We start from the raw sequence: 20,180 nt of genomic DNA, 5'->3' as shown, positions 1-20,180 counted from the left end.
AATGACTGAATTATTGATAATTTTAACCATTATTTTAGCTATTGCCTTAATCATCCTTGTGACCATTCAACCAAGACAAACTCAAATTTTTTCTATGGATGCAACTAGTAATATCGGCAAGCCCAGCTATTGGCAAAGCAATACGCTTGTTAAAGTTCTAACTTTGCTCGTTAGCTTAGCCTTATTTGTGATGCTACTCCTCTTTATGGCCTTAACATTTTCATGATCTATATTTTTTAAAGAGACAATGCTTGATTTTAATAGTGAAGATTTAAAGAAATTTAAGTTTGAGGAGAAAAGTTTAAGAAAACTTTTAGGAATCTAGCTTATACTATAAGCATAAGTTAAGAAGACCTTAACTTTAACTCCTAAAAATTTTTCATAATAATCTCCCTATAAAATAAAGTCGCCCAATCAGGCGGCTTGTTTTTTGTTCTAAGTCTATGCTTTTTCATGGTATAATATCTTTATGAGATTAGATAAATATTTGGTTGCCTGCGCCGTAGGAAGTCGGACAGAGGTCAAAAACTTTCTAAAGGCTGGGCGCGTGACAGTGAATGGTAAGAAAGAAAAATCTGCCAAGTTGCAAATCAATGAAGACACGGACGAAATTTGTTTTGACGGGCAAAAGATAGACTACGAGGAGTTTGTTTACTATATGATGAACAAGCCCCAAGGAGTTATTTCAGCAACTGAGGATCCAAAACACAAGACAGTCTTGGACTTGTTGGATGACTATGCACGTGCCAAGGAAGTTTTCCCAGTAGGGCGTTTGGATATCGATACGCATGGACTCTTGCTCTTGACCAATGATGGCCAGTTGGCTCATGCTCTTCTTTCACCAAAACGCCATGTGGATAAGACCTATCTGGCGCAAGTCGATGGAATCATGACGGATGAAGACATTGAGACATTTGCACAAGGGATTTCGCTCAAAGAATTTACCTGCCAGCCTGCCAAACTGGAGCTTTTGTCTATTGATAGGGAAAAGGATGAAAGTCTGGTTCGCGTGACCATTGCAGAAGGGAAATTCCACCAGGTCAAACGGATGGTGGCATACTGTGGTAAGGAAGTTGTGAACTTGCAACGTTTAACCATGGGAACTTTGACCTTGGATGAGGATTTGAAACGTGGAGAATGGCGTCGCTTAAGCAAGGAAGAACTAGAAGGCTTGCTTGAGAGCGTTCAATAAACTGGATAGTCGGAAAAGGTAGGGAGAATATCCCTGCCTTTTTCAGTTTTTGGTTGCTTCCTTTGTGAAAAGCGTTATAATAGACTGTAGAATAAAAAGGAGGATTTTATGAACGCGATTCAAGAATCATTTACAGATAAATTATTTGCCAACTATGAAGCAAATGTAAAATACCAAGCTATCGAAAATGCTGCCAGTCACAATGGAATTTTTGCAGCCCTTGAGCGTCGTCAAAGCCATGTAGACAACACACCTGTTTTCTCACTTGACTTGACTAAGGACAAGGTCACTAACCAGAAAGCTTCTGGTCGTTGCTGGATGTTTGCGGCACTTAATACTTTCCGCCACAAACTCATCTCTCAATACAAACTTGAAAACTTTGAATTGTCACAAGCCCACACCTTCTTCTGGGACAAGTATGAAAAATCTAACTGGTTCTTGGAGCAAGTGATTGCGACTGCTGACCAAGAATTGACAAGCCGCAAGGTTAGCTTCCTACTCCAAACTCCACAACAAGATGGTGGACAATGGGATATGGTTGTAGCTCTCTTTGAAAAATATGGTGTCGTTCCAAAGTCTGTTTATCCTGAGTCTGTTTCATCTAGCAGCAGCCGTGAGCTCAATGCCATCCTTAACAAATTGCTTCGTCAAGATGCTCAAATCTTGCGTGACCTCTTGGCTTCTGGTGCTGATCAAGCGACTGTTCAAGCTAAGAAAGAAGACCTCTTGCAAGAAATCTTTAATTTCCTTGCCATGTCACTAGGTCTCCCACCACGTCAGTTTGACTTTGCTTATCGCGATAAGGACAACAACTACCAAAGTGAAAAAGGCATCACACCACAAGAATTTTACAAGAAATACGTAGACCTTCCACTAGAAGACTACGTTTCTGTAATCAATGCACCAACCGCTGACAAACCTTATGGTAAATCTTACACAGTTGAGATGTTGGGAAATGTCGTTGGTAGCCGTGCAGTTCGCTACATCAACGTACCGATGGAACGTCTGAAAGAATTGGCCATTGCCCAAATGCAAACAGGAGAAACTGTCTGGTTTGGTTCAGATGTCGGCCAGCTCAGCAACCGTAAAGCCGGAATCCTTGCGACAGATGTTTATGATTTTGAATCAAGCATGGATATCCAACTCACTCAAGACAAGGCAGGACGTTTGGACTACAGCGAAAGCTTGATGACCCACGCTATGGTCTTGACAGGTGTTGATTTGGATGAAAATGGCAGATCAGTCAAATGGAAAGTTGAAAACTCATGGGGAGACAAGGTCGGTACAGATGGTTACTTTGTTGCTTCAGATGCTTGGATGGACGAGTACACTTACCAAATTGTTGTTCGTAAGGAATTACTAACAGCAGAAGAACAAGCTGCCTATGAAGCAGAACCAATCGTCCTTGCACCATGGGATCCAATGGGTGCCTTGGCTGAATAAATGAGATATAAAAAGAACGGTTCTATAATTTTTAGGGTTGATGGAAATTTTCCACCAACCCTATTTTAGTGTATACAAAAAGGCCAACATCCATTATATTAAAAGCGCTGAAACCTAAAACAAAAGGATGATGACCATATGAACAATATACTAGAAGCTACACTACAAATCAAAGATAAAAACATTATTTGGGATAATAAAGTTCAAGAGAAGATATTTAAAAAGAGAAAATCTTTATTTTATGCAGCTACTTATACGCATAAACCAGAATTTTGTACCGTTTGTGGGTGTGTTAGCCGAAATAATAATATCGTTAAAAACGGCACGAAAACATCTCGTATCACTCTCTGTTCTGTTTCAGGCCTAGCGGCCTACTTAAATCTACGCAAGCAGAGATTTCTCTGTAGAGAATGCGGCTCTTCATTTACCGCAGACACTAGTCGAATCGTAGAAAAACACTGTCATATCTCTAAACGCTTAAAAAACGAAATTAAATCAAAAATAAGTGAAACAGTATCTGAAACCTATATCGCAAAAGAAACAAATGTTTCAGTTCATACGGTAAGACGTATCATAGATGATACAACACGTTTACTAAAGATTAAACCATTACACGATTTACCTGAGCATTTGTGTTTTGATGAATTTAAATCCGTCAAATCTTCCGATAGTAATATGAGCTTCATTATTTGTGATAGCACTACACACAAGCTGGTCGATGTTGTACGAGATAGAAAATCTTACAGCTTGAAAAAGTATTTTCATCGTTTTGAGCCTAAGACTAGATTAAAGGTAAAAACTATCTCCATCGACATGTACTTACCGTACATTCAATTAATAAAAGAAATGTTTCCTAACGCTAAAATTATCATTGATCCTTTTCATATCGTACAAGCCTTAAATAGAGAATTAAATCGAACTCGGGTACGTGTCATGAATAAGCATCGCTATAAAGACTCTAAATTATATCGAAAGTTAAAACATTATTGGAAGTTAATTTTAAAGAACTCTAATGAACTTCAGAACTATAAATATAATCGTTATAAGCTTTTTGAAAGCTTCATAACAAGTAAAGGAATCGTAGATTATATCTTAGAAAAAAATCCATCTCTTAAAAATGATTATGAGGTTGTACATTCACTTCGTGAATGTATACAGGATAGAGATTATATAGAATTCAAGGAAACGATTGAAGCAGCTACGCAATTAGACCTATCTCCTGGTTTAAAAAGAGTATTAAAGACTCTTATGACTTACTTGCCATATATTCAAAATACTTGTGAGTATCCAACTAGAACAAATGGCCCTATTGAAGGAATAAACAATAAAATAAAAGTGCTTAAAAGAAATGCCTACGGCTTTAGAAACTATTACCATTTTAGAAATAGGATTATTTTAATAACAAAAATGTTTGGCCCAAAACAAAAAGGAATTAAGCAACAATTAGTTGCTTAATCCCTTCCTAAATTTCTTCATCAACACTATTTGACAAAGAGCCCTTTTTTAGTGCTCAAAATAGCACTCAATTTTAAATGGATTTGGTGTTCAAAAAATAAAATCAAATGCAACAAACTAATTTCATTTTTAATAGGCACAATTAATTTTAGAAGATAGTACGAAAAAATATTGACTATTTTCTTTAGAATGTGTAAAATTTAGATAGATTATTTAAAGTGAGGTTTTTTTATCTTGTCTATATTAAAGAAGAAAGTTAATATGTTTAGTGTACTATTGAATGTGGTATTAATAGCTATTATAGCTATTGGAGTGCTATTTTTCTTACCTAAGGAACATAAATCAGAAGTCAAATCGTCAATTAATATCGAAAGTATTGAAAAAGTGAATGAAGTTGTATTTTTGAATGCGGGAATTAATGAAATTATTTCTGAAACAAAAACAACTCAAGTTTTTGGGTTTGATGTGCCGTTCTCTAAAAAAGCAGCATTAGTAATTTTAAATTATAAAGCTAAATTTGGAATTAAAAGTAGTGTAAAGGTTGAACAAATAAGCGAAAAAGAATATAAGGTTATTGTTCCAAAATTGGAAGTAATTGGTGTTGAACTTTCAAAAGATAATCCTTATGATTTATATGATAGTCATGGAGAGTTATTAAGTGGAACTACAGAAGATATTGATACTGGGAAATTGGTCGCTAACCAACTTTCTAGTGATAAACAAGCAGAGTATTTAGATAAATTTAAGAGTGAAATTAAAGAATCTGCAATCAATTATTATAAAACAATATTTTCTTCAATGGATTCTGAAGTAAAAGTAACTATAGAATTTACAGAATAATTTTTGAAATACAAAACCCTGGCTATCTCTGGTCAGGGTTTTGTGTGGTTCTATAATTTTTAGGGTTGATGGAAATTTTCCACCAACCCTATTTTAGTGTATACAAAAAGGCCAACATCCATTATATTAAAAGCGCTGAAACCTAAAACAAAAGAATGATGACCATATGAACAATATACTAGAAGCTACACTACAAATCAAAGATGCACACAATGAAGGTGTTACATTCCATTTCTTAGAGAATATTAAAGAAGTATTGCGTGATGAGAGTGGGAAAGTAACTGGTGTAAAGGTTATTACAATGGAACTTGGTGAATCAGATGAAAGTGGAAGAAGATCAACGCATGAAGTGGCAGGTAGTGAACATATTATTCCATGTGACCTTGTCGTTGCAGCAATTGAACAAAAGTAGACTTTAGTGTTCTAGATGAAAGGTAAAAATTTGACTTTCGGTCAACATCAGAATACAATAGAAATGAACTAATAACAGGGGATGCATATTTAGGTCCTCAATCTATCGCAACCGCAATTAAAGGCGGGTGAGAAGTTGCGACAGAAGTACATGAATCGTTTAAAGAAAACACATAAATAACTTGTGGTGCCTTTCGTTTTTTTACTGGGAAAATTAAGGAACTATAGTTATAAATCCTTAAAGATATTAATATATTAACATGCGTATATTTATGGGAAGAAGGTTATGTCATCTATAGTTGTACTTCTGACGATAAGGTTGTTCGTGTACCAAAGGAAATTAAAGGTAAACCTGTTATCGCAATTGGAGAACGTGGTCTTGCGAACTTGAAACATTGTGAGGCAATCGTTTTACCAGATACAGTACGATATATTGGAAAAGGTGCGTTTACGATTGACAATAAGTTAAAGTATGTCCACTTTGGTAAGTCAATAGAAACAGTAGAAGATGATGTTTTCAACTCTGACAGTTCATTAGAATCAGTTGTATTCCCAGAAGGAACAAAGAGTATTGGAACATTAGTATTCTGGGGGATATCATCAATTAAATCTATTACAATTCCAGCAAGTGTAACAGAAATTACAGAATACTTCTATTTTGTGGATAACTGTAACCCAGATGTAGAAATCCATACACCTAAGGGATCAAAGGCAGAAGAAGTAGCTAAAGCAATGCAACTTAAAGTAGTAAATGACTAAAGGGGAATAGTATGAACAAAAAATTACTATCAGGCTTAGGGACTGACCCCAAAAAGTGAGAATTTAATAAAAACACCCTAGGGCTACCGTCTTCGGTATCCAACCGGAGACAGGTAGTCCAATTTTTGTTGGATTCTTTTTTCATTAGGTTCTTCATCAACACTATTTGACAAAGAGCCAAAAGAATCAGGAGATAAACCTGATTCTTTTTTTGTTTGTAAATTCTCACCGAGATTACATGATACCGAAGAAACGAGCTGCGATACCAACTACAAAGAGGGCAAGAATGATTGTGATTGGAGATACTTTTTTCTTAAGCAACCACATGCAAAGGAAAGTAAGGAGAAGTCCCATCAATCCTGGGATCAATGAGTTCAACTGTCCTTGAAGGGTTTGTGGTTGAACGCTATCCAAGCTCAATCCGCTAAGTGCTTGGCCGAGGATTCCCTTCAATTCTCCACCTGTAACAGGACCTTCTGGGAAGACGATGTAGGCACCTTCTGACAATTGTTTACCTGGAAGGTTGATAGTGAAGTTGATTGATACCCAACGTTGTACAAGAACGGCAAGGATGAACATACCAAGGATAGAAGCTCCTTTAGTGATGTCTTTCAAGATACCACCTGACATATCTTTAGTGATTTCAGATCCAGCCTTGTAACCAAACTCTTGTGTATACCATAGGAAAGACATACGGATTGCATTCCATCCAAAGAAGAAGAGAAGTGGACCAACGATGTTACCAGTTGCAGCAAGTGATGCACCAAGGGCACCAAGGATAGGACGAACTGTAAACCAGAAGACTGGGTCACCGATACCAGCAAGAGGTCCCATCATACCGATCTTAACACCTTGGATAGCAGCGTCATCGATTTCAGTACCGTTTGCGCGTTCTTCTTCAAGTGCAAGAGTAACCCCCATGATTGGGGCAGCTACGTATGGGTGAGTGTTGAAGAACTCGAGGTGACGCTCAAGAGCAGCAGCTTGGTCTTCTTTTTTAGTGTAAAGTTTCTTGATAGCTGGGATCAAAGAGTAAGCCCAACCCAAGTTTTGCATACGTTCGTAGTTCCAAGAACCTTGAAGGAATTGTGAACGCCACCAAACTTTTTGGCGATCTGATTTTGATAATTGAATTTTTTCAGCCATGATTGTTCCCCTTTCTAGTAGTCTTCTAGGATATCACCGATTGGATCGTTAGAAGTTGCAGCTCCTCCTCCGCCGTTTCCACCTTGTTTAGAAAGGTTGAGGTAGATGAAGGCAAGGGCAACACCGATGACACCAAGGGCAATCAAAGTCAATTGAGAGATTGCTGCAAGAGCAAAACCGATAGCGAAGAATGGCCATACTTCACGAGTAGCCATCATGTTGATAACCAATGCGTAACCAACGGCAACGACCATAGCACCACCGACAGCCATACCACCTTTAAGCCATTCTGGCATAAGGTTCAATACGCTTTGAACGGCTTCAGTTGGCATTGCAAGCAAGAGTGCAGCTGGGATAGCAATACGTAGACCTTGAAGAGCGAGGGCAAAGTAGTGAGCGCGTTCAACAGCTGTAATGTTTCCTTCTTTAGCAGCAGCGTCAGCAGTGTGAACCAAACCAACTGAGATTGTACGAACAATCATAGTCAAGAAAAGTCCAGCTACGGCAAGAGGTATTGCAGTAGCAGTTGCGACTGCGATACCTTCAGTAGTAAAGTTACCACCTTTAATCATGATGATTGCAGCGGCAACAGAGGCAAGGGCAGCGTCAGGAGCAACGGCAGCACCGATGTTTGCCCAACCAAGGGCGATCATTTGAAGTGATCCACCAAGCATAACCCCTGCTTCAAGGTTACCTGTGACAAGACCGATAAGGGTACATGCGACGATTGGTTGATGGAATTGGAATTGGTCGAGGATACCTTCAAGACCTGCGAAGAAGGCAACAACTACAACCAAGATAGCAGAAATGAATGAAATATCTGACATGGTTTTATTCCTTTTCTATTTAATGTTAATTATTGAACGTTAGCTTTGCTAATCAAGTCAAACAAATCTTTTTTAGTGTCGTTTGGTACTTTACGTACATCAAATTCAACGCCAAGGTCGCGCATTTTTTCAAATGTAGCAACGTCGTCTTTGTCCATTGACAATACGTTATTGACCATTGTTTTACCAGTTGAGTGAGCCATTGAACCAACGTTAAGAGTCTTGATTGGCACACCGCCTTCGATAGCACGAAGGGCATCTTGAGGTGTTTCAAACAAGATAAGGGCGTGTGTTTCACCAAAACGAGGGTCTTTTGCAACCTCAATCAATTTTTTGATTGGTACAACGTTAGCCTTCACTCCGTTAGGAGCTGCTTGTTTGATCAATTCTTTACGAAGATCGTCGTTAGCTACGTTATCTGAAGCAACGATGATACGGTTAGCTTTTGAATCTGGTGTCCAAGCAGTTGCGACTTGTCCATGAAGAAGACGTGTGTCAAGACGAGCAAGATTGATTTTCAATTTACCGTCTCCGATAACAGTTCCTTCTGGGATGGCAGCTTGGGCTACAGGAGCAGCTGCAGCAGTTGCAACTTCCTCAGCTGGGTTTATCTCTTCTGGTAGAGCCTTGATGCCATCTTTGGCTTCTTTAATGATGTTCGCAGCGACTTTATCCACTCCAGCATTAGCATCCATAAGGCGCTCTGTGTAGGCTTGGATCAACATCGGCAAGTTAAGTCCTGTGATGATGGCAAATTTACGCTCAGGATTTTCTCCCATTACGCGGCTTGCTTGGTTAAATGGAGAACCACTCCAAAGGTCAGCCAAGACTAGAACCTCATCTTCTGCGTCAAATGCAGCCACAGCATTGTTGAATTTTGCGTATAAATCATCTGGACCTTCGTTTGGCATAAAGGTTACAACTTGAACCTTTTCTTGTTCACCAAAGATCATAGATCCTGACTGATGAATACCAGCGGCAAATTCACCGTGGCTCGCAATAATGATTCCGATACTCATTATTGTCATTCCTCCTTATAAAATGTTTGACTCGTAGTTTAAGAAAACTTTAAGACTCCTTAAGTATAAATCGTTTTCAGAAAAAAAGCAACTAATTATAATAAAGAGTGAAAAAAATCTCAAAGCTTTATCTTTACAGATATTGATATATAAACTTTTTGTAAAATCGTCTATAAAATGGTAAAAAAATTTAATATAAAAAATGGGTGGGCAGAGGTCGATGAATTAACTCACGACTTTCTAGTCCGGGTCCCTGATGTTTCAACAATCCGCTGTTTGCTTGTAGAATTTGTCTAGAAAAATGACGTTTTCTTCACTAGTGCTCTTGGGCGTCTAAAAAATGCCCCAAGTCCAATTAGTTGTCGTATCAAAATTTTATTGCTAAAAAAACGAGGTGGGATTTTCTGTCCTACCTCGTTTTGGCATTTATTATTTATCTTAATGAGTAAAGTCTAGAACCATACGACCTTGGATGGTACCGGCAGCCATTTCATCAAAGACAGCAATGGCATCTTCGACAGGGCGTTTTTGAACGATTGGTACAACCAGACCTTCAGCACCAAATTGGAAGGCTTCTTCCAAATCTTTACGTGTTCCAACGAGAGAACCGATGACTTGGATACCGTCAAGAACTGTTTTGACGATGCTTAGATCCATCATTTCAGATGGGAGACCGACAGCTACTACACGACCACCTGCACGAACAGAGTCAACTGCTTGGTTAAAGGCAACTTTTGATACAGCTGTTACGACAGCTGAGTGAGCACCACCGTTTGTCTTTTCTTTGATAAGGCCTGGGACATCTTCGACTTCAAGACCGTTAATCACGATATCTGCACCAACTTCTTTAGCTAGGGCAAGTTTATCATTGTTAATGTCAACTGCGATAACGTGAGCGTTAAACACTTTTTTAGCGTATTGAACAGCCAAGTTACCAAGGCCTCCAGCACCATAGAGGACAACCCATTGACCTGGCTCAACTTTTGCTTCTTTGATAGCCTTGTAGGTAGTAACACCGGCACAAGTGATAGAAGAAGCTTGGGCTGGATCGAGCCCTTCTGGAACCTTAACAGCATAATCTGCAGTTACGATACATTGTTCTGCCATACCACCATCTACTGAGTAGCCAGCATTTTTTACGGAACGGCAAAGAGTTTCGCGTCCAGTTGTACAGTATTCACACATACCGCAGCCTTCAAAAAACCAAGCTACGCTGACACGGTCGCCAACTTTGAGGCTTTTAACATCAGGAGCAACTTCTTTGACGATACCGATCCCTTCGTGACCGAGAACGCGTCCTGGAACTTTTCCAAAGTCACCATGGGCAACGTGGAGGTCTGTGTGGCAAACACCACAGTACTCAACTTCAACAAGTGCTTCCCCAGTTTCGAGCGGACGGAGCACTTTTTCTTCAATAGCAACACCAGTGCTTACTGGATTTACAACAACAGCTTTCATAGCTATCCTCCTTGATTAGTCGTTGAGGTGCAGAGGAAAAGGGGCTTGGCTTGAAAAGCTTTCAAGTGAAGTCGAATTTGAACTGCCCTCTTTTTTGTCTATATGTGAATTGTATCACTATATTTAATATAGCACAAGGGATTTGATGCAAAAACATATGTAATCGCTTAACCAGTTGATGAGACTGTGAAAATTGAACAATGATATCTGACGTCTTGGCATAAAATTTCATATAATGAGGAAGTTATTTGGTCTTAAATCTAGGGAGCGAGCTTGCAAACAGATTTTCTAAGGTCCTTCTCTAGGACTTTTTGGTATAATAGAGAGTAATTTGTTTTCTAGTATGAGAAGTTAGAATGAGAGGTATGTATGTCCCCTTCAGTTCAGTTATTAAAAGACCGCTATTTAAAGAATATCAAAGAAAATCCAGAGCTCTACATTGGCATTGAGTTGGAGTTTCCAATCGTTCATAAGAAAGGTCAGCCTACAGATATTGAAGTCAGTAAGGATTTGATGTGCTTTTTGGTGGATGCTCTCAGTCTGAAAGTTGAAAAGGAGGACCAGGATGGCAATCCAATTCAACTTGTAGAACCGATGAGTCAAGATCGAATTCTGTTTGAGGTTTCTTACACGACCTTGGAGTTTGCTTTTGGGAAGGCAAAGAGTATTCAGGAAGTGGAAGGGCGCTTTAGAGCTTATATGGAAGTAATTCAGGAGAAGCTAGGAGAAAAGGATCATGCTATCCAAGGATGGGGGATTCACCCGAACTGGGATATCAATGATAATAGGCCTGTTGCTTATCCTCGCTACCAGATGCTGATGGCTTATCTGCAGATGGGAAGTCGCCAAGAGAGTGCTGATTTGTATGACTTTCCCCAATATGGAGCCTTTATCTGTGGGAGTCAAGTTCAGTTGGACGTATCGACTGCTAACTACCTACGTGTCATCAATGCTTTCACTCAGCTTGAGGCAGCCAAAGCTTTCTTATTTGCCAATTCTGAGTTTTCAGGAGCAGACTGGGATACTCAGATTTCACGAGATATCTTTTGGGAAGACTCCATGCATGGGATTTATCCAGAGAATGTTGGTGTCAATGCCAGACTCTTCAAAGATGAGGATGATTTCTTTGATTATCTCGACCGCTCTGCGATTTTTACAGCAGAACGAGATGGGGAAACCTACTATTTTTCTCCGATTCGGGCTAGAGATTACCTAGCTACTGAGGAAGTTTCGGCCTATACTCTAAATGGAAAAGAAACTCTGCTTGTTCCTCAAGAGAAGGATTTTCAAACGCACCGTAGTTACCAATATCAAGACTTAACAACTCGAGGGACGGTCGAATTTCGTAGTGTTTGTACGCAACCACTAGACCGCACTTTTGCGTCGGCTGCCTTTCATCTAGGTTTGCTGGTGAATCTAGACAAGCTTGAAACATACCTAGAAACAGCACCTTTCTTTGAGAGATTTGGTCGTGACTACAAATCTTTGAGACGCCAGTTTTCTAAGAAACAGCTTTCAGATGAGGAAACAGCTGGAATTGTTCAATTCTCAAAAGACTTACTAGCTATAGCAGAGCAAGGTCTTGAAATGAGAGGTCAGCAAGAAATGACCTATTTAGAGCCTTTGAAAGAAAAAATGACTCTATAATTTTCTTATAAAGGAAGAATTTTCTGAAAAATCATGTTATAATGGATGAGACTATAGATAAAGGATAGAGATTTATGACATTAGTTTATCAATCAACGCGAGACGCAAAAAATACCGTAACAGCCAGCCAAGCGATTTTGCAAGGTTTGGCAACAGATGGAGGTTTGTTTACTCCGGTTAGTTATCCAAAGGTAGATTTGGATTTTGACACATTAAAGGACGCTTCTTACCAAGAAGTAGCCAAGCTTGTTTTGTCAGCCTTCTTGGATGACTTTACAGCAGAGGAGTTGGACTACTGTATTACCAACGCCTACGATAGCAAGTTTGATACTCCAGCCATTGCTCCTCTTGTCAAACTTGATGGTCAATACAACTTGGAACTCTTCCATGGTTCAACCATTGCTTTTAAAGACATGGCCTTGTCTATCTTGCCATACTTTATGACAACGGCAGCTAAGAAACATGGCTTGGAAAACAAGATTGTCATTTTGACAGCGACATCTGGGGACACTGGGAAAGCTGCTATGGCAGGATTTGCGGATGTTCCTGGAACTGAAATTATCGTCTTTTATCCAAAAGATGGTGTCAGCAAGGTACAAGAGTTGCAAATGACCACTCAAACTGGTGACAACACTCATGTTATCGCTATTGATGGAAACTTTGACGATGCTCAGACTAATGTGAAGCATATGTTCAATGATGTGGCCCTTCGTGAAAAATTAGCAGCTAACAAGTTGCAATTTTCATCAGCCAACTCTATGAACATTGGCCGTTTGGTACCACAGATTGTCTATTATGTGTATGCTTACGCTCAGCTTGTTAAAACTGGCGAGATTAAGGCTGGTGACAAGGTCAACTTCACCGTTCCGACAGGAAACTTTGGAAATATCTTGGCTGCCTTTTACGCTAAGCAAATCGGTCTACCAGTTGGTAAGTTGATCTGTGCTTCAAATGACAACAATGTTTTGACAGACTTCTTTAAAACTCGTGTTTATGACAAGAAGCGTGAGTTTAAGGTAACCACTAGCCCATCTATGGATATCTTGGTCTCTTCAAACTTGGAGCGCTTGATTTTCCACCTTTTGGGTAATGATGCGGTTAAGACAGCTGAACTCATGAATGCTTTGAATAACCAAGGTCAATATGAGTTGACTGATTTTGATGCAGAGATTTTGGACCTCTTTGCAGCTGAGTATGCGACTGAAGCGGAAACAGCAGCAGAAATCAAGCGTGTTTATCAAACAGATGCCTACATTGAGGATCCACATACAGCGGTTGCCTCAGCTGTTTATAAAAAATACCAAGCTGCTACAGGTGATGTGACTAAGACCGTGATTGCATCAACTGCTAGTCCATACAAGTTCCCAGTGGTTGCAGTAGAAGCTGTAACAGGGAAATCAGGTTTGAGCGATTTTGAAGCCTTGGCTCAATTACACGAAATCTCAGGAGTAGCAGTGCCACCAGCAGTTGATGGCCTCGAAACAGCTCCAGTTCGTCACAAGACAACTGTTGCAGCAGCAGAGATGCAGACTGCAGTAGAATCTTATCTAGGACTTTAAAACAGAGGAAGTAAACTCGGTTGGGCAACTAACTGAGTTTCTTTTCATCAGGAGGAAGGATTGTTTAAGAAAAATAAAGACATTCTCAACATAGCTCTGCCAGCCATGGGTGAAAATTTCTTGCAGATGCTCATGGGAATGGTGGACAGCTATCTGGTAGCCCATCTAGGTTTGATAGCCATTTCGGGTGTATCTGTAGCGGGCAATATTATCACCATTTACCAGGCAATTTTTATTGCTCTAGGAGCTGCGATTTCCAGTGTCATTTCCAAAAGTTTGGGGCAGAAGGACCAGTCTAGACTAGCCTACCATGTGACAGAAGCGCTCAAGATAACCTTGCTTTTGAGCTTGATTTTAGGGTTCTTGTCCATCTTTGCTGGTCAAGAGATGATTGGTCTTTTGGGGACAGAAGCGGCTGTGGCCGAGAGTGGTGGACTATACCTAGCTTTGGTCGGTGGGACAATTGTCCTCTTGGGCTTGATGACTAGTTTGGGTGTCTTGATTCGCGCCACCCATAATCCGCGCCTTCCCCTTTATGTGAGTCTTTTATCCAATGCCTTGAATATTCTCTTTTCAAGTCTAGCTATTTTTGTTCTTGATATGGGCATAGCTGGTGTTGCTTGGGGGACCATCCTATCTCGTTTAATCGGGGTTGTGATTTTGTGGTCACAATTAAAACTTCCATATACGAGACCAAGGTTTGGACTGGACAAAGACTTACTGACTTTGGCTTTACCTGCAGCGGGAGAGCGTCTCATGATGCGAGCTGGAGATGTGGTTATTATTGCTTTGGTTGTTTCTTTCGGAACTGAAGCCGTCGCAGGGAATGCTATTGGTGAAGTCTTGACTCAGTTTAACTATATGCCCGCCTTTGGAGTCGCAACGGCAACAGTTATGCAGGTGGCTCGAGCAGTTGGAGAAAATGATTGGGCAAGGGTTGACAAGCTCAGTAAGCAAACTTTTTACTTGTCTCTCTTTCTCATGTTGCCCTTAACACTTAGTATCTATGCTCTGGGAACGCCACTGAGTTATCTCTATACCAGTGATCCTGTGGCTATTGAAGCCAGTGTTTTGGTGACGCTGTTCTCTCTACTGGGAACTCCGATGACGACGGGAACAGTCATTTATACTGCTGTCTGGCAGGGTTTGGGAAATGCACGCCTCCCCTTTTATGCGACAAGTATCGGGATGTGGTGTATCCGTATCGGAACAGGGTATCTGATGGGAATTTTTCTTGGTTGGGGCTTGCCTGGTATTTGGGCAGGAACACTTTTGGATAATGGTTTCCGTTGGATTTTCCTACGCTATCGTTATAAGCAATATATCTCTTTGAAAGGATGACATATGAAAAAAATTGGATTTATCTGGGATTTAGATGGAACTTTATTGGACTCTTATGAGGCTATTTTAGCAGGAATCGAAGAGACTTTTGCCCAGTTTGACATTCCTTATGATAAGGCTGAGGTTCGTGCCTTTATTCTACAAACTTCCGTTCAAGATCTGTTGGAAAAGGTGGGAGAAGAAAGAGGCTTGGATGCTGATATGCTCAATCAGGTTCGTGCTCAGAGTTTGGCTGAGAAGAATGCTCAAGTGGTTCTGATGCAAGGGGCGCGTGAAATCTTAGCTTGGGCAGACCAGCAAGGAATTGAGCAGTTTGTTTATACCCATAAAGGGGACAATGCTTTTACAATTTTGGAAAATTTGGGTTTGGCCCACTATTTCACAGAAATTTTAACCAATCAAAGTGGCTTTTCTCGGAAGCCTAGTCCAGAAGCTGCGATTTATCTTCTAGATAAGTATGAACTAGATCCTCAGCAAACTTATTATATCGGTGATCGGACTTTGGATATCGAATTTGCTCAAAATAGTGGGATTCAGAGTATCAATTTTCTTGCCTCACCTGTACCTTGTAATCAACAGATAGAGCATTTAGAAGACATTAGCTCGCTTTCCTTCTAGAATTTTCTTCAAGAAGAATGTGTCAGCCTGATGACAAGAAACTAACAAACTATTTCAAGTAATGTAATTTGTTACAACGAATGTACAGTTCTGTTAAATAGCCCCAAAAGGGCTTTTTTTCTATTTTCTTTGTGTTATGATAGACAGGTACTACATTTGAAAAGGAGTTTGATAGTATGAAGAAAAGAATTATTTTAGCATCAACAGTAGCCTTATCCCTTGCCCCTGTATTGGCAACTCAAGCAGAAGAACTAGTATGGACAGCGCGTAGTGTTGAGCAAATTCAAAACGATGTTACCAAGAGTGAGAATAAAACAAGCTATACGATTCAGTATGGTGATACCTTAAGTACCATTGCCGAAGCTTTGGGAGTGGATGTGACCGTTCTTGCTAACTTGAACAAGATCAGCAATATTGATTTGATCTTCCCTGAGACAGTCCTTACAACAACTGTCAATGAAAAAGAAGAAGTGACAGAGGTTGAAATTCAAACCCCTGATACAGTTCAAGGTGGCGAAGTTACAACTGCAACAGCAGATTTGACAACCAACCAAGTCACTGTAGACGACCAAACTGTACAGGTTGAAGATTTAACTCAACCAGTTGCAGAAACAACTGTAGCTGAGCCAGTGGCAGAAGCAACAACAGAAGCTGTTACAGAAGTTGTAGCACCGGTAGAAGAGTCAGTAGTAGAAGCCACTACTGAAGTTGCAACACCAGCAGAAGGATCTGCAGCAGAAACAACAACAGGAGCCGTTGCAGAAGTTTCAGCACCAGTGGAAGAGCCGGTCGCAGAAACACCTGTAGTGGAAGAAACGACTACAACAGAAGCACCAGTTACAGAGACTGTAACAGAGACTCAATCAGCACCATCAACTTATCAAGCTGAAGCAAGCCAAGGTTCATCAGCAACTTATGCAGCACCAGTAGCACCTGATTATGCAAGTATTGCAGCTTCAAAATCAGAAAATGCAGGTCTTCAACCACAAACTGCGGCCTTTAAAGAAGAAATTGCCAACTTATTCGGCATTACATCCTTTAGTGGCTACCGTCCAGGAGATAGCGGAGACCACGGAAAAGGCCTTGCTATTGACTTTATGGTTCCAGTAAGCTCAGCTCTTGGAGACCAAATTGCAGATTATGCGATCCAGAACATGGCGACTCGTGGAATTAACTATATCATCTGGAAACAACGTTTCTACGCACCATACCCAAGTAAATATGGACCGGCTTACACTTGGAATCCAATGCCAGATCGTGGAAGCATTACAGAAAACCACTATGACCACGTTCACGTATCGATGAACTAAGAATATTAAGAAGTTGGGAACTTGAGTTTCCGCTTCTTTTTTTATTTTCAAACTCTTAGATAGCGTAAATAAACTCCAGGCATAAAATAGAAAAACATAGCCTTGAGGGATTGTGACTAGGAGACTAATTTAACGGAGTAAGCAAAAGACTTGCAAAGTCAATTTATTTGTAATATACTTGATAAGTCAATAATTGATAAATCAAATATCAAAGAAAGGAGAAAATACTAAAAATGCATGATTTACTTTACCAGCTTCATTTAACAGATCAGACCATCACTCAACTTTTTGAGAAACAATTGGGAATTAGTTTGACCCGCTATCAAATCCTGCAATCTTTACTGCAACAGTCACCCTGTAACCAGATTGCCGTTCAGGAGAAGTTACAAATTGACCAGGCAGCCTTGACCCGTCATTTTAAGATACTGGAGTCAGAGGGCTATGTCAGTCGCAATCGGAATCCAATCAATCAGCGAGAAGTCTTAGTTGAATTAACCCAAGAAGCCAAGAATCAACTCTTGGTCAATCCGCCTAAACATCACTTGCGAGTGAAGGAACAGATGGAGAACATCTTATCCTCTACTGAGCAGCAAGACCTGATAGCTTTGTTGACAAAACTAGTATCAGGATTAGAAAAAATAGAATTTTAAGGAGAAAACGATGTCAATCATTACTACTATTTTAGCAACCCTTGTTGCCCTCGAACATTTTTATATCTTTTATTTGGAGAGTATCGCAACCCAATCGGACACAACCAGTCGTGTCTTTAACATGGATAAGGAAGAATTAGGAAGGCCATCAGTAACCTCTCTTTTCAAGAATCAGGGAATTTACAATGCCTTGATAGGTCTATTTCTTCTTTATGGAATCTATTTCTCGCAGAGCCTTGAAATCGTGACAATCTTTGTTTTATTTGTCATAGGAGCAGCGGCTTATGGTGCCTTAACAGCAGATAAAAAAATCATTCTAAAGCAAGGTGGGCCAGCTATTTTAGCCCTCTTGAGCATCCTTTTCTTGAAATAAAAAGCGGAGGTGGAAAAATATTAGATTTAAAAATCTATTATTATAAATCCTTATGCTTGATAAATTAAATAAAAAAGCGGACAAGATAGAATTCTGAGTATCAGAAACAAGTATGGTTCGCTTTTTTATTTACGATTAGACTTTTATACGAATTTTTGTTTTTAAGTTGGTTCACTTCAGTGTGGTTAAGGAAGTGCTGTTTGTAAATCTTTAAAAACTTATGGAAATGCGTGCTCATGTTATTCAAGACTACTTCTTTACTATTAAAGTTTATTTGGATAATACTTGACAAAAGCGACTGTTCATACTATAATCTTTTTTAAACAATCATTGAACAAAAAGAGGTTATCAATATGATTTCAGAAAAACAATTTAAATTACTGTCTTTTTTGCAAGAGCATCCACAAGAGGAGTTTACACAAAGACAGTTAGCGGAACAATTGGAAGTTTCTTTAGGAACAATTAATTCCCTGCTTAAAGAAATGAAAGAAGCTAATTGGATTGATCAAGAAGGTCACCTATCTGAGTTAGGAAAAGAAGCTTTAGAACCTTATCGAGTACAAAATGCAGTGATTATGGCTGCAGGAATGAGTAGTCGATTTGCACCATTGTCTTACGAAGTACCAAAAGGATTGTTAAAAGTCAAAGGGGAGCGCCTGATTGAAAGGGAAATTGAACAACTACAGGAAGCAGGTATAGAAGATATTACGGTTATTGTAGGGTATATGCAGGAAAAAATGTTTTACCTTGCTGAAAAATATGGTGTAAAAATCGTTGTCAATAATGATTACTATAAATACAATAACTGTTCTTCATTAATGTTGGTTAGAGATCAACTATCAAATACTTATATTTGTTCATCGGACAATTATTTTGCCGAAAATCCATTTGAGAAGTATATTTATAGGGGCTACTATTCAACAATATTTGTGGAAGGCGAGACAGACGAATATTGTGCTACCGAAGACTCCAACAACATGATTGTTGACATACAGATTGGTGGTAAAGACACTTGGGCTATGGTGGGACATGTGTATTTTGACCGTGCCTTTAGTGAAAAATTCGTAAAAATTTTAGAAACTGAGTTTAAACACGAACCCTATAAAGAACAGCTCTGGGAAGATTACTATACCCGTAATGTTCATGAATTGCATCTAGAAGCTCGTCATTATTCAGCGGATATTGTTAAAGAATTTGATTCCTTAGATGAGTTGCGTCAATTTGATGACCGCTACTTGATGAATTCTAATTCTGAGATTATTGATAACATCTGCAAGACCTTGAATTGTGATGCTTCGGATATTGTTCATATTAAACCACTCAAAGATGGTTTGACCAATACATCCTTTAGCTTTGATTGTCTTGATAAAAAATATGTTTATCGTCATCCTGGAAGAGGAACTGAAAAATATATCAACAGATCAAGTGAAGCAGCTTCTATGGAAATTGCAGCAAAACTGCAAATAGACAGAACATTTGTTGCAATGGATAAAAACGAAGGGTGGAAGATTTCAGAATTTATCCCTAACGCTAGACCGCTTGATTATGATAATTGGGATCATGTAGAAAAAGCTATGGGGCTCTTGAGAAAACTACATCAGTCTGGAGAGAAGACAACTCATAATTTTGATTTATTTGTAGGAATTGATGATTTTAGAGAAAAATTGAAGGCTAGCAATCGTTTTGAGTTTGATGGACTTGATGAACTCGATAAAAACATTTCAACTATTAGAGAATTTTTAAAACAGGATGACACTGAGAGAGTTTTATGTCATGGAGATTCCTATAGCCCTAATTTTCTCCTAAACGAACAAGAGGAGATGAGTCTGATTGATTGGGAGTATTCTGGTATGGGGGACCCTGCAGGGGATTTAGGTACCTTCATTGGTTGTTCGAATTATACTGTTGAACAAGCTGAGAAAGTGCTTGAGATTTACTTGCAAGAAGTTCCAGATACAAAAACAAGACGTCATTATTTAGCCTATGTGGCAGTGACATCTTATTATTGGTTCTTGTGGGCCTTATTCCAAGAGAGTGTTGGAAAACCTGTGGGAGAATTTCTTTATACTTGGTATCGATTTACCAGACAATACGGACAACTTTCATTAGAGTTATATCTAGGAGAAAAATAA

General features: G+C 39.3%; 19 protein-coding genes. 15 read left to right on the top strand and 4 right to left on the bottom strand.

Going from position 1 to position 20,180, the window contains the following annotated elements; genetic code table 11:
* The first annotated feature begins 1 nt into the window (after position 1).
* From asp5 to QM469_RS07170, 7 genes are all read left to right on the top strand, one after another.
* Positions 2 to 226, top strand: coding sequence for an accessory Sec system protein Asp5 (gene asp5 / locus QM469_RS07200; protein WP_075230877.1), 225 nt, complete (start codon positions 2 to 4; stop codon positions 224 to 226).
* A 243-nt stretch (positions 227 to 469) separates the two neighbouring features.
* On the top strand, positions 470 to 1,192 hold the full coding sequence (locus QM469_RS07195; RefSeq protein WP_414276362.1) for a pseudouridine synthase: 723 nt from the start codon (positions 470 to 472) through the stop codon (positions 1,190 to 1,192).
* A gap of 108 nt (positions 1,193 to 1,300) precedes the next feature.
* Positions 1,301 to 2,635, top strand: a complete 1,335-nt coding sequence (gene pepC / locus QM469_RS07190; protein WP_414276363.1) for an aminopeptidase C — start codon at positions 1,301 to 1,303, stop codon at positions 2,633 to 2,635.
* A gap of 138 nt (positions 2,636 to 2,773) precedes the next feature.
* Complete coding sequence (locus tag QM469_RS07185; RefSeq protein WP_001059646.1) at positions 2,774 to 4,090, top strand: ISL3 family transposase; 1,317 nt, start codon at positions 2,774 to 2,776, stop codon at positions 4,088 to 4,090.
* Positions 4,091 to 4,351: 261 nt separating this feature from the next.
* Positions 4,352 to 4,930: a DUF4230 domain-containing protein gene (locus tag QM469_RS07180; protein ID WP_000493216.1), complete on the top strand. Its 579-nt coding sequence runs from the start codon at positions 4,352 to 4,354 to the stop codon at positions 4,928 to 4,930.
* Positions 4,931 to 5,096: 166 nt separating this feature from the next.
* A complete protein-coding gene (locus QM469_RS07175) occupies positions 5,097 to 5,342 on the top strand; it encodes a hypothetical protein (protein ID WP_004238875.1) in 246 nt (81 codons plus the stop codon).
* A gap of 338 nt (positions 5,343 to 5,680) precedes the next feature.
* Positions 5,681 to 6,100, top strand: a complete 420-nt coding sequence (locus QM469_RS07170; RefSeq protein WP_414286107.1) for a leucine-rich repeat domain-containing protein — start codon at positions 5,681 to 5,683, stop codon at positions 6,098 to 6,100.
* A 234-nt stretch (positions 6,101 to 6,334) separates the two neighbouring features.
* On the opposite strand, the gene QM469_RS07165 is transcribed toward QM469_RS07170, so the two are convergent.
* From QM469_RS07165 to adhP, 4 genes are all read right to left on the bottom strand, one after another.
* Positions 6,335 to 7,246, bottom strand: coding sequence for a PTS system mannose/fructose/sorbose family transporter subunit IID (locus tag QM469_RS07165; RefSeq protein WP_045763029.1), 912 nt, complete (start codon positions 7,244 to 7,246; stop codon positions 6,335 to 6,337).
* A 14-nt stretch (positions 7,247 to 7,260) separates the two neighbouring features.
* Positions 7,261 to 8,073 (bottom strand): PTS mannose/fructose/sorbose transporter subunit IIC, encoded by an 813-nt coding sequence (locus tag QM469_RS07160; RefSeq protein WP_060955180.1) that lies wholly within the window; start codon positions 8,071 to 8,073, stop codon positions 7,261 to 7,263.
* 29 nt (positions 8,074 to 8,102) lie between these two features.
* The gene (locus QM469_RS07155) at positions 8,103 to 9,092 is read right to left on the bottom strand and encodes a PTS sugar transporter subunit IIB (protein WP_248035889.1); all 990 of its coding nucleotides are present in this window, start codon (positions 9,090 to 9,092) and stop codon (positions 8,103 to 8,105) included.
* Positions 9,093 to 9,530: 438 nt separating this feature from the next.
* Positions 9,531 to 10,550 (bottom strand): alcohol dehydrogenase AdhP, encoded by a 1,020-nt coding sequence (adhP, locus tag QM469_RS07150; protein ID WP_414276364.1) that lies wholly within the window; start codon positions 10,548 to 10,550, stop codon positions 9,531 to 9,533.
* A 369-nt stretch (positions 10,551 to 10,919) separates the two neighbouring features.
* On the opposite strand from adhP, the gene QM469_RS07145 reads away from it, so the two are divergent.
* The 8 genes from QM469_RS07145 to QM469_RS07110 all read left to right on the top strand — a co-directional run bounded on the left by QM469_RS07145 (position 10,920) and on the right by QM469_RS07110 (position 20,180).
* Positions 10,920 to 12,197, top strand: coding sequence for a gamma-glutamylcysteine synthetase (locus QM469_RS07145; protein ID WP_414276365.1), 1,278 nt, complete (start codon positions 10,920 to 10,922; stop codon positions 12,195 to 12,197).
* 74 nt (positions 12,198 to 12,271) lie between these two features.
* Positions 12,272 to 13,756 carry a threonine synthase gene (gene thrC, locus QM469_RS07140; protein ID WP_414276366.1) on the top strand — a complete coding sequence of 495 codons (1,485 nt, stop codon included), beginning with the start codon at positions 12,272 to 12,274 and terminating at the stop codon, positions 13,754 to 13,756.
* A 60-nt stretch (positions 13,757 to 13,816) separates the two neighbouring features.
* Positions 13,817 to 15,097, top strand: a complete 1,281-nt coding sequence (locus QM469_RS07135; protein ID WP_414276367.1) for an MATE family efflux transporter — start codon at positions 13,817 to 13,819, stop codon at positions 15,095 to 15,097.
* Positions 15,098 to 15,100: 3 nt separating this feature from the next.
* Entirely contained in the window at positions 15,101 to 15,715 is a 615-nt protein-coding gene (locus QM469_RS07130; RefSeq protein ID WP_414276368.1) for an HAD-IA family hydrolase, read from the top strand.
* A 176-nt stretch (positions 15,716 to 15,891) separates the two neighbouring features.
* Entirely contained in the window at positions 15,892 to 17,025 is a 1,134-nt protein-coding gene (locus QM469_RS07125) for a LysM peptidoglycan-binding domain-containing protein (RefSeq protein ID WP_414276369.1), read from the top strand.
* 224 nt (positions 17,026 to 17,249) lie between these two features.
* Positions 17,250 to 17,675 (top strand): MarR family winged helix-turn-helix transcriptional regulator, encoded by a 426-nt coding sequence (locus QM469_RS07120; RefSeq protein ID WP_371608321.1) that lies wholly within the window; start codon positions 17,250 to 17,252, stop codon positions 17,673 to 17,675.
* Between the two features lie 10 nt (positions 17,676 to 17,685).
* Positions 17,686 to 18,048, top strand: coding sequence for a DUF1304 domain-containing protein (locus QM469_RS07115; protein WP_371608300.1), 363 nt, complete (start codon positions 17,686 to 17,688; stop codon positions 18,046 to 18,048).
* Positions 18,049 to 18,401: 353 nt separating this feature from the next.
* Entirely contained in the window at positions 18,402 to 20,180 is a 1,779-nt protein-coding gene (locus tag QM469_RS07110) for a phosphotransferase (protein ID WP_311522977.1), read from the top strand.

The sequence above is a fragment of the Streptococcus infantis genome (assembly GCF_047464215.1).
Classification (GTDB): Bacteria; Bacillota; Bacilli; order Lactobacillales; family Streptococcaceae; genus Streptococcus; species Streptococcus infantis_P.
This window is presented reverse-complemented; position numbering and strand designations above follow the sequence as displayed.

Excerpts from the sequence above, each read along its gene's own strand:
- asp5 (WP_075230877.1), top strand. The coding sequence starts at position 2 with ATGACTGAATTATTGATAATTTTAACCATTATTTTAGCTATTGCCTTA.
- QM469_RS07195 (WP_414276362.1), top strand. The coding sequence starts at position 470 with ATGAGATTAGATAAATATTTGGTTGCCTGCGCCGTAGGAAGTCGGACA.
- pepC (WP_414276363.1), top strand. The coding sequence starts at position 1,301 with ATGAACGCGATTCAAGAATCATTTACAGATAAATTATTTGCCAACTAT.
- QM469_RS07185 (WP_001059646.1), top strand. The coding sequence starts at position 2,774 with ATGAACAATATACTAGAAGCTACACTACAAATCAAAGATAAAAACATT.
- QM469_RS07180 (WP_000493216.1), top strand. The coding sequence starts at position 4,352 with ATGTTTAGTGTACTATTGAATGTGGTATTAATAGCTATTATAGCTATT.
- QM469_RS07175 (WP_004238875.1), top strand. The coding sequence starts at position 5,097 with ATGAACAATATACTAGAAGCTACACTACAAATCAAAGATGCACACAAT.
- QM469_RS07165 (WP_045763029.1), bottom strand. The coding sequence starts at position 7,246 with ATGGCTGAAAAAATTCAATTATCAAAATCAGATCGCCAAAAAGTTTGG.
- QM469_RS07160 (WP_060955180.1), bottom strand. The coding sequence starts at position 8,073 with ATGTCAGATATTTCATTCATTTCTGCTATCTTGGTTGTAGTTGTTGCC.
- QM469_RS07155 (WP_248035889.1), bottom strand. The coding sequence starts at position 9,092 with ATGAGTATCGGAATCATTATTGCGAGCCACGGTGAATTTGCCGCTGGT.
- adhP (WP_414276364.1), bottom strand. The coding sequence starts at position 10,550 with ATGAAAGCTGTTGTTGTAAATCCAGTAAGCACTGGTGTTGCTATTGAA.
- QM469_RS07145 (WP_414276365.1), top strand. The coding sequence starts at position 10,920 with ATGTCCCCTTCAGTTCAGTTATTAAAAGACCGCTATTTAAAGAATATC.
- thrC (WP_414276366.1), top strand. The coding sequence starts at position 12,272 with ATGACATTAGTTTATCAATCAACGCGAGACGCAAAAAATACCGTAACA.
- QM469_RS07130 (WP_414276368.1), top strand. The coding sequence starts at position 15,101 with ATGAAAAAAATTGGATTTATCTGGGATTTAGATGGAACTTTATTGGAC.
- QM469_RS07125 (WP_414276369.1), top strand. The coding sequence starts at position 15,892 with ATGAAGAAAAGAATTATTTTAGCATCAACAGTAGCCTTATCCCTTGCC.
- QM469_RS07115 (WP_371608300.1), top strand. The coding sequence starts at position 17,686 with ATGTCAATCATTACTACTATTTTAGCAACCCTTGTTGCCCTCGAACAT.
- QM469_RS07110 (WP_311522977.1), top strand. The coding sequence starts at position 18,402 with ATGATTTCAGAAAAACAATTTAAATTACTGTCTTTTTTGCAAGAGCAT.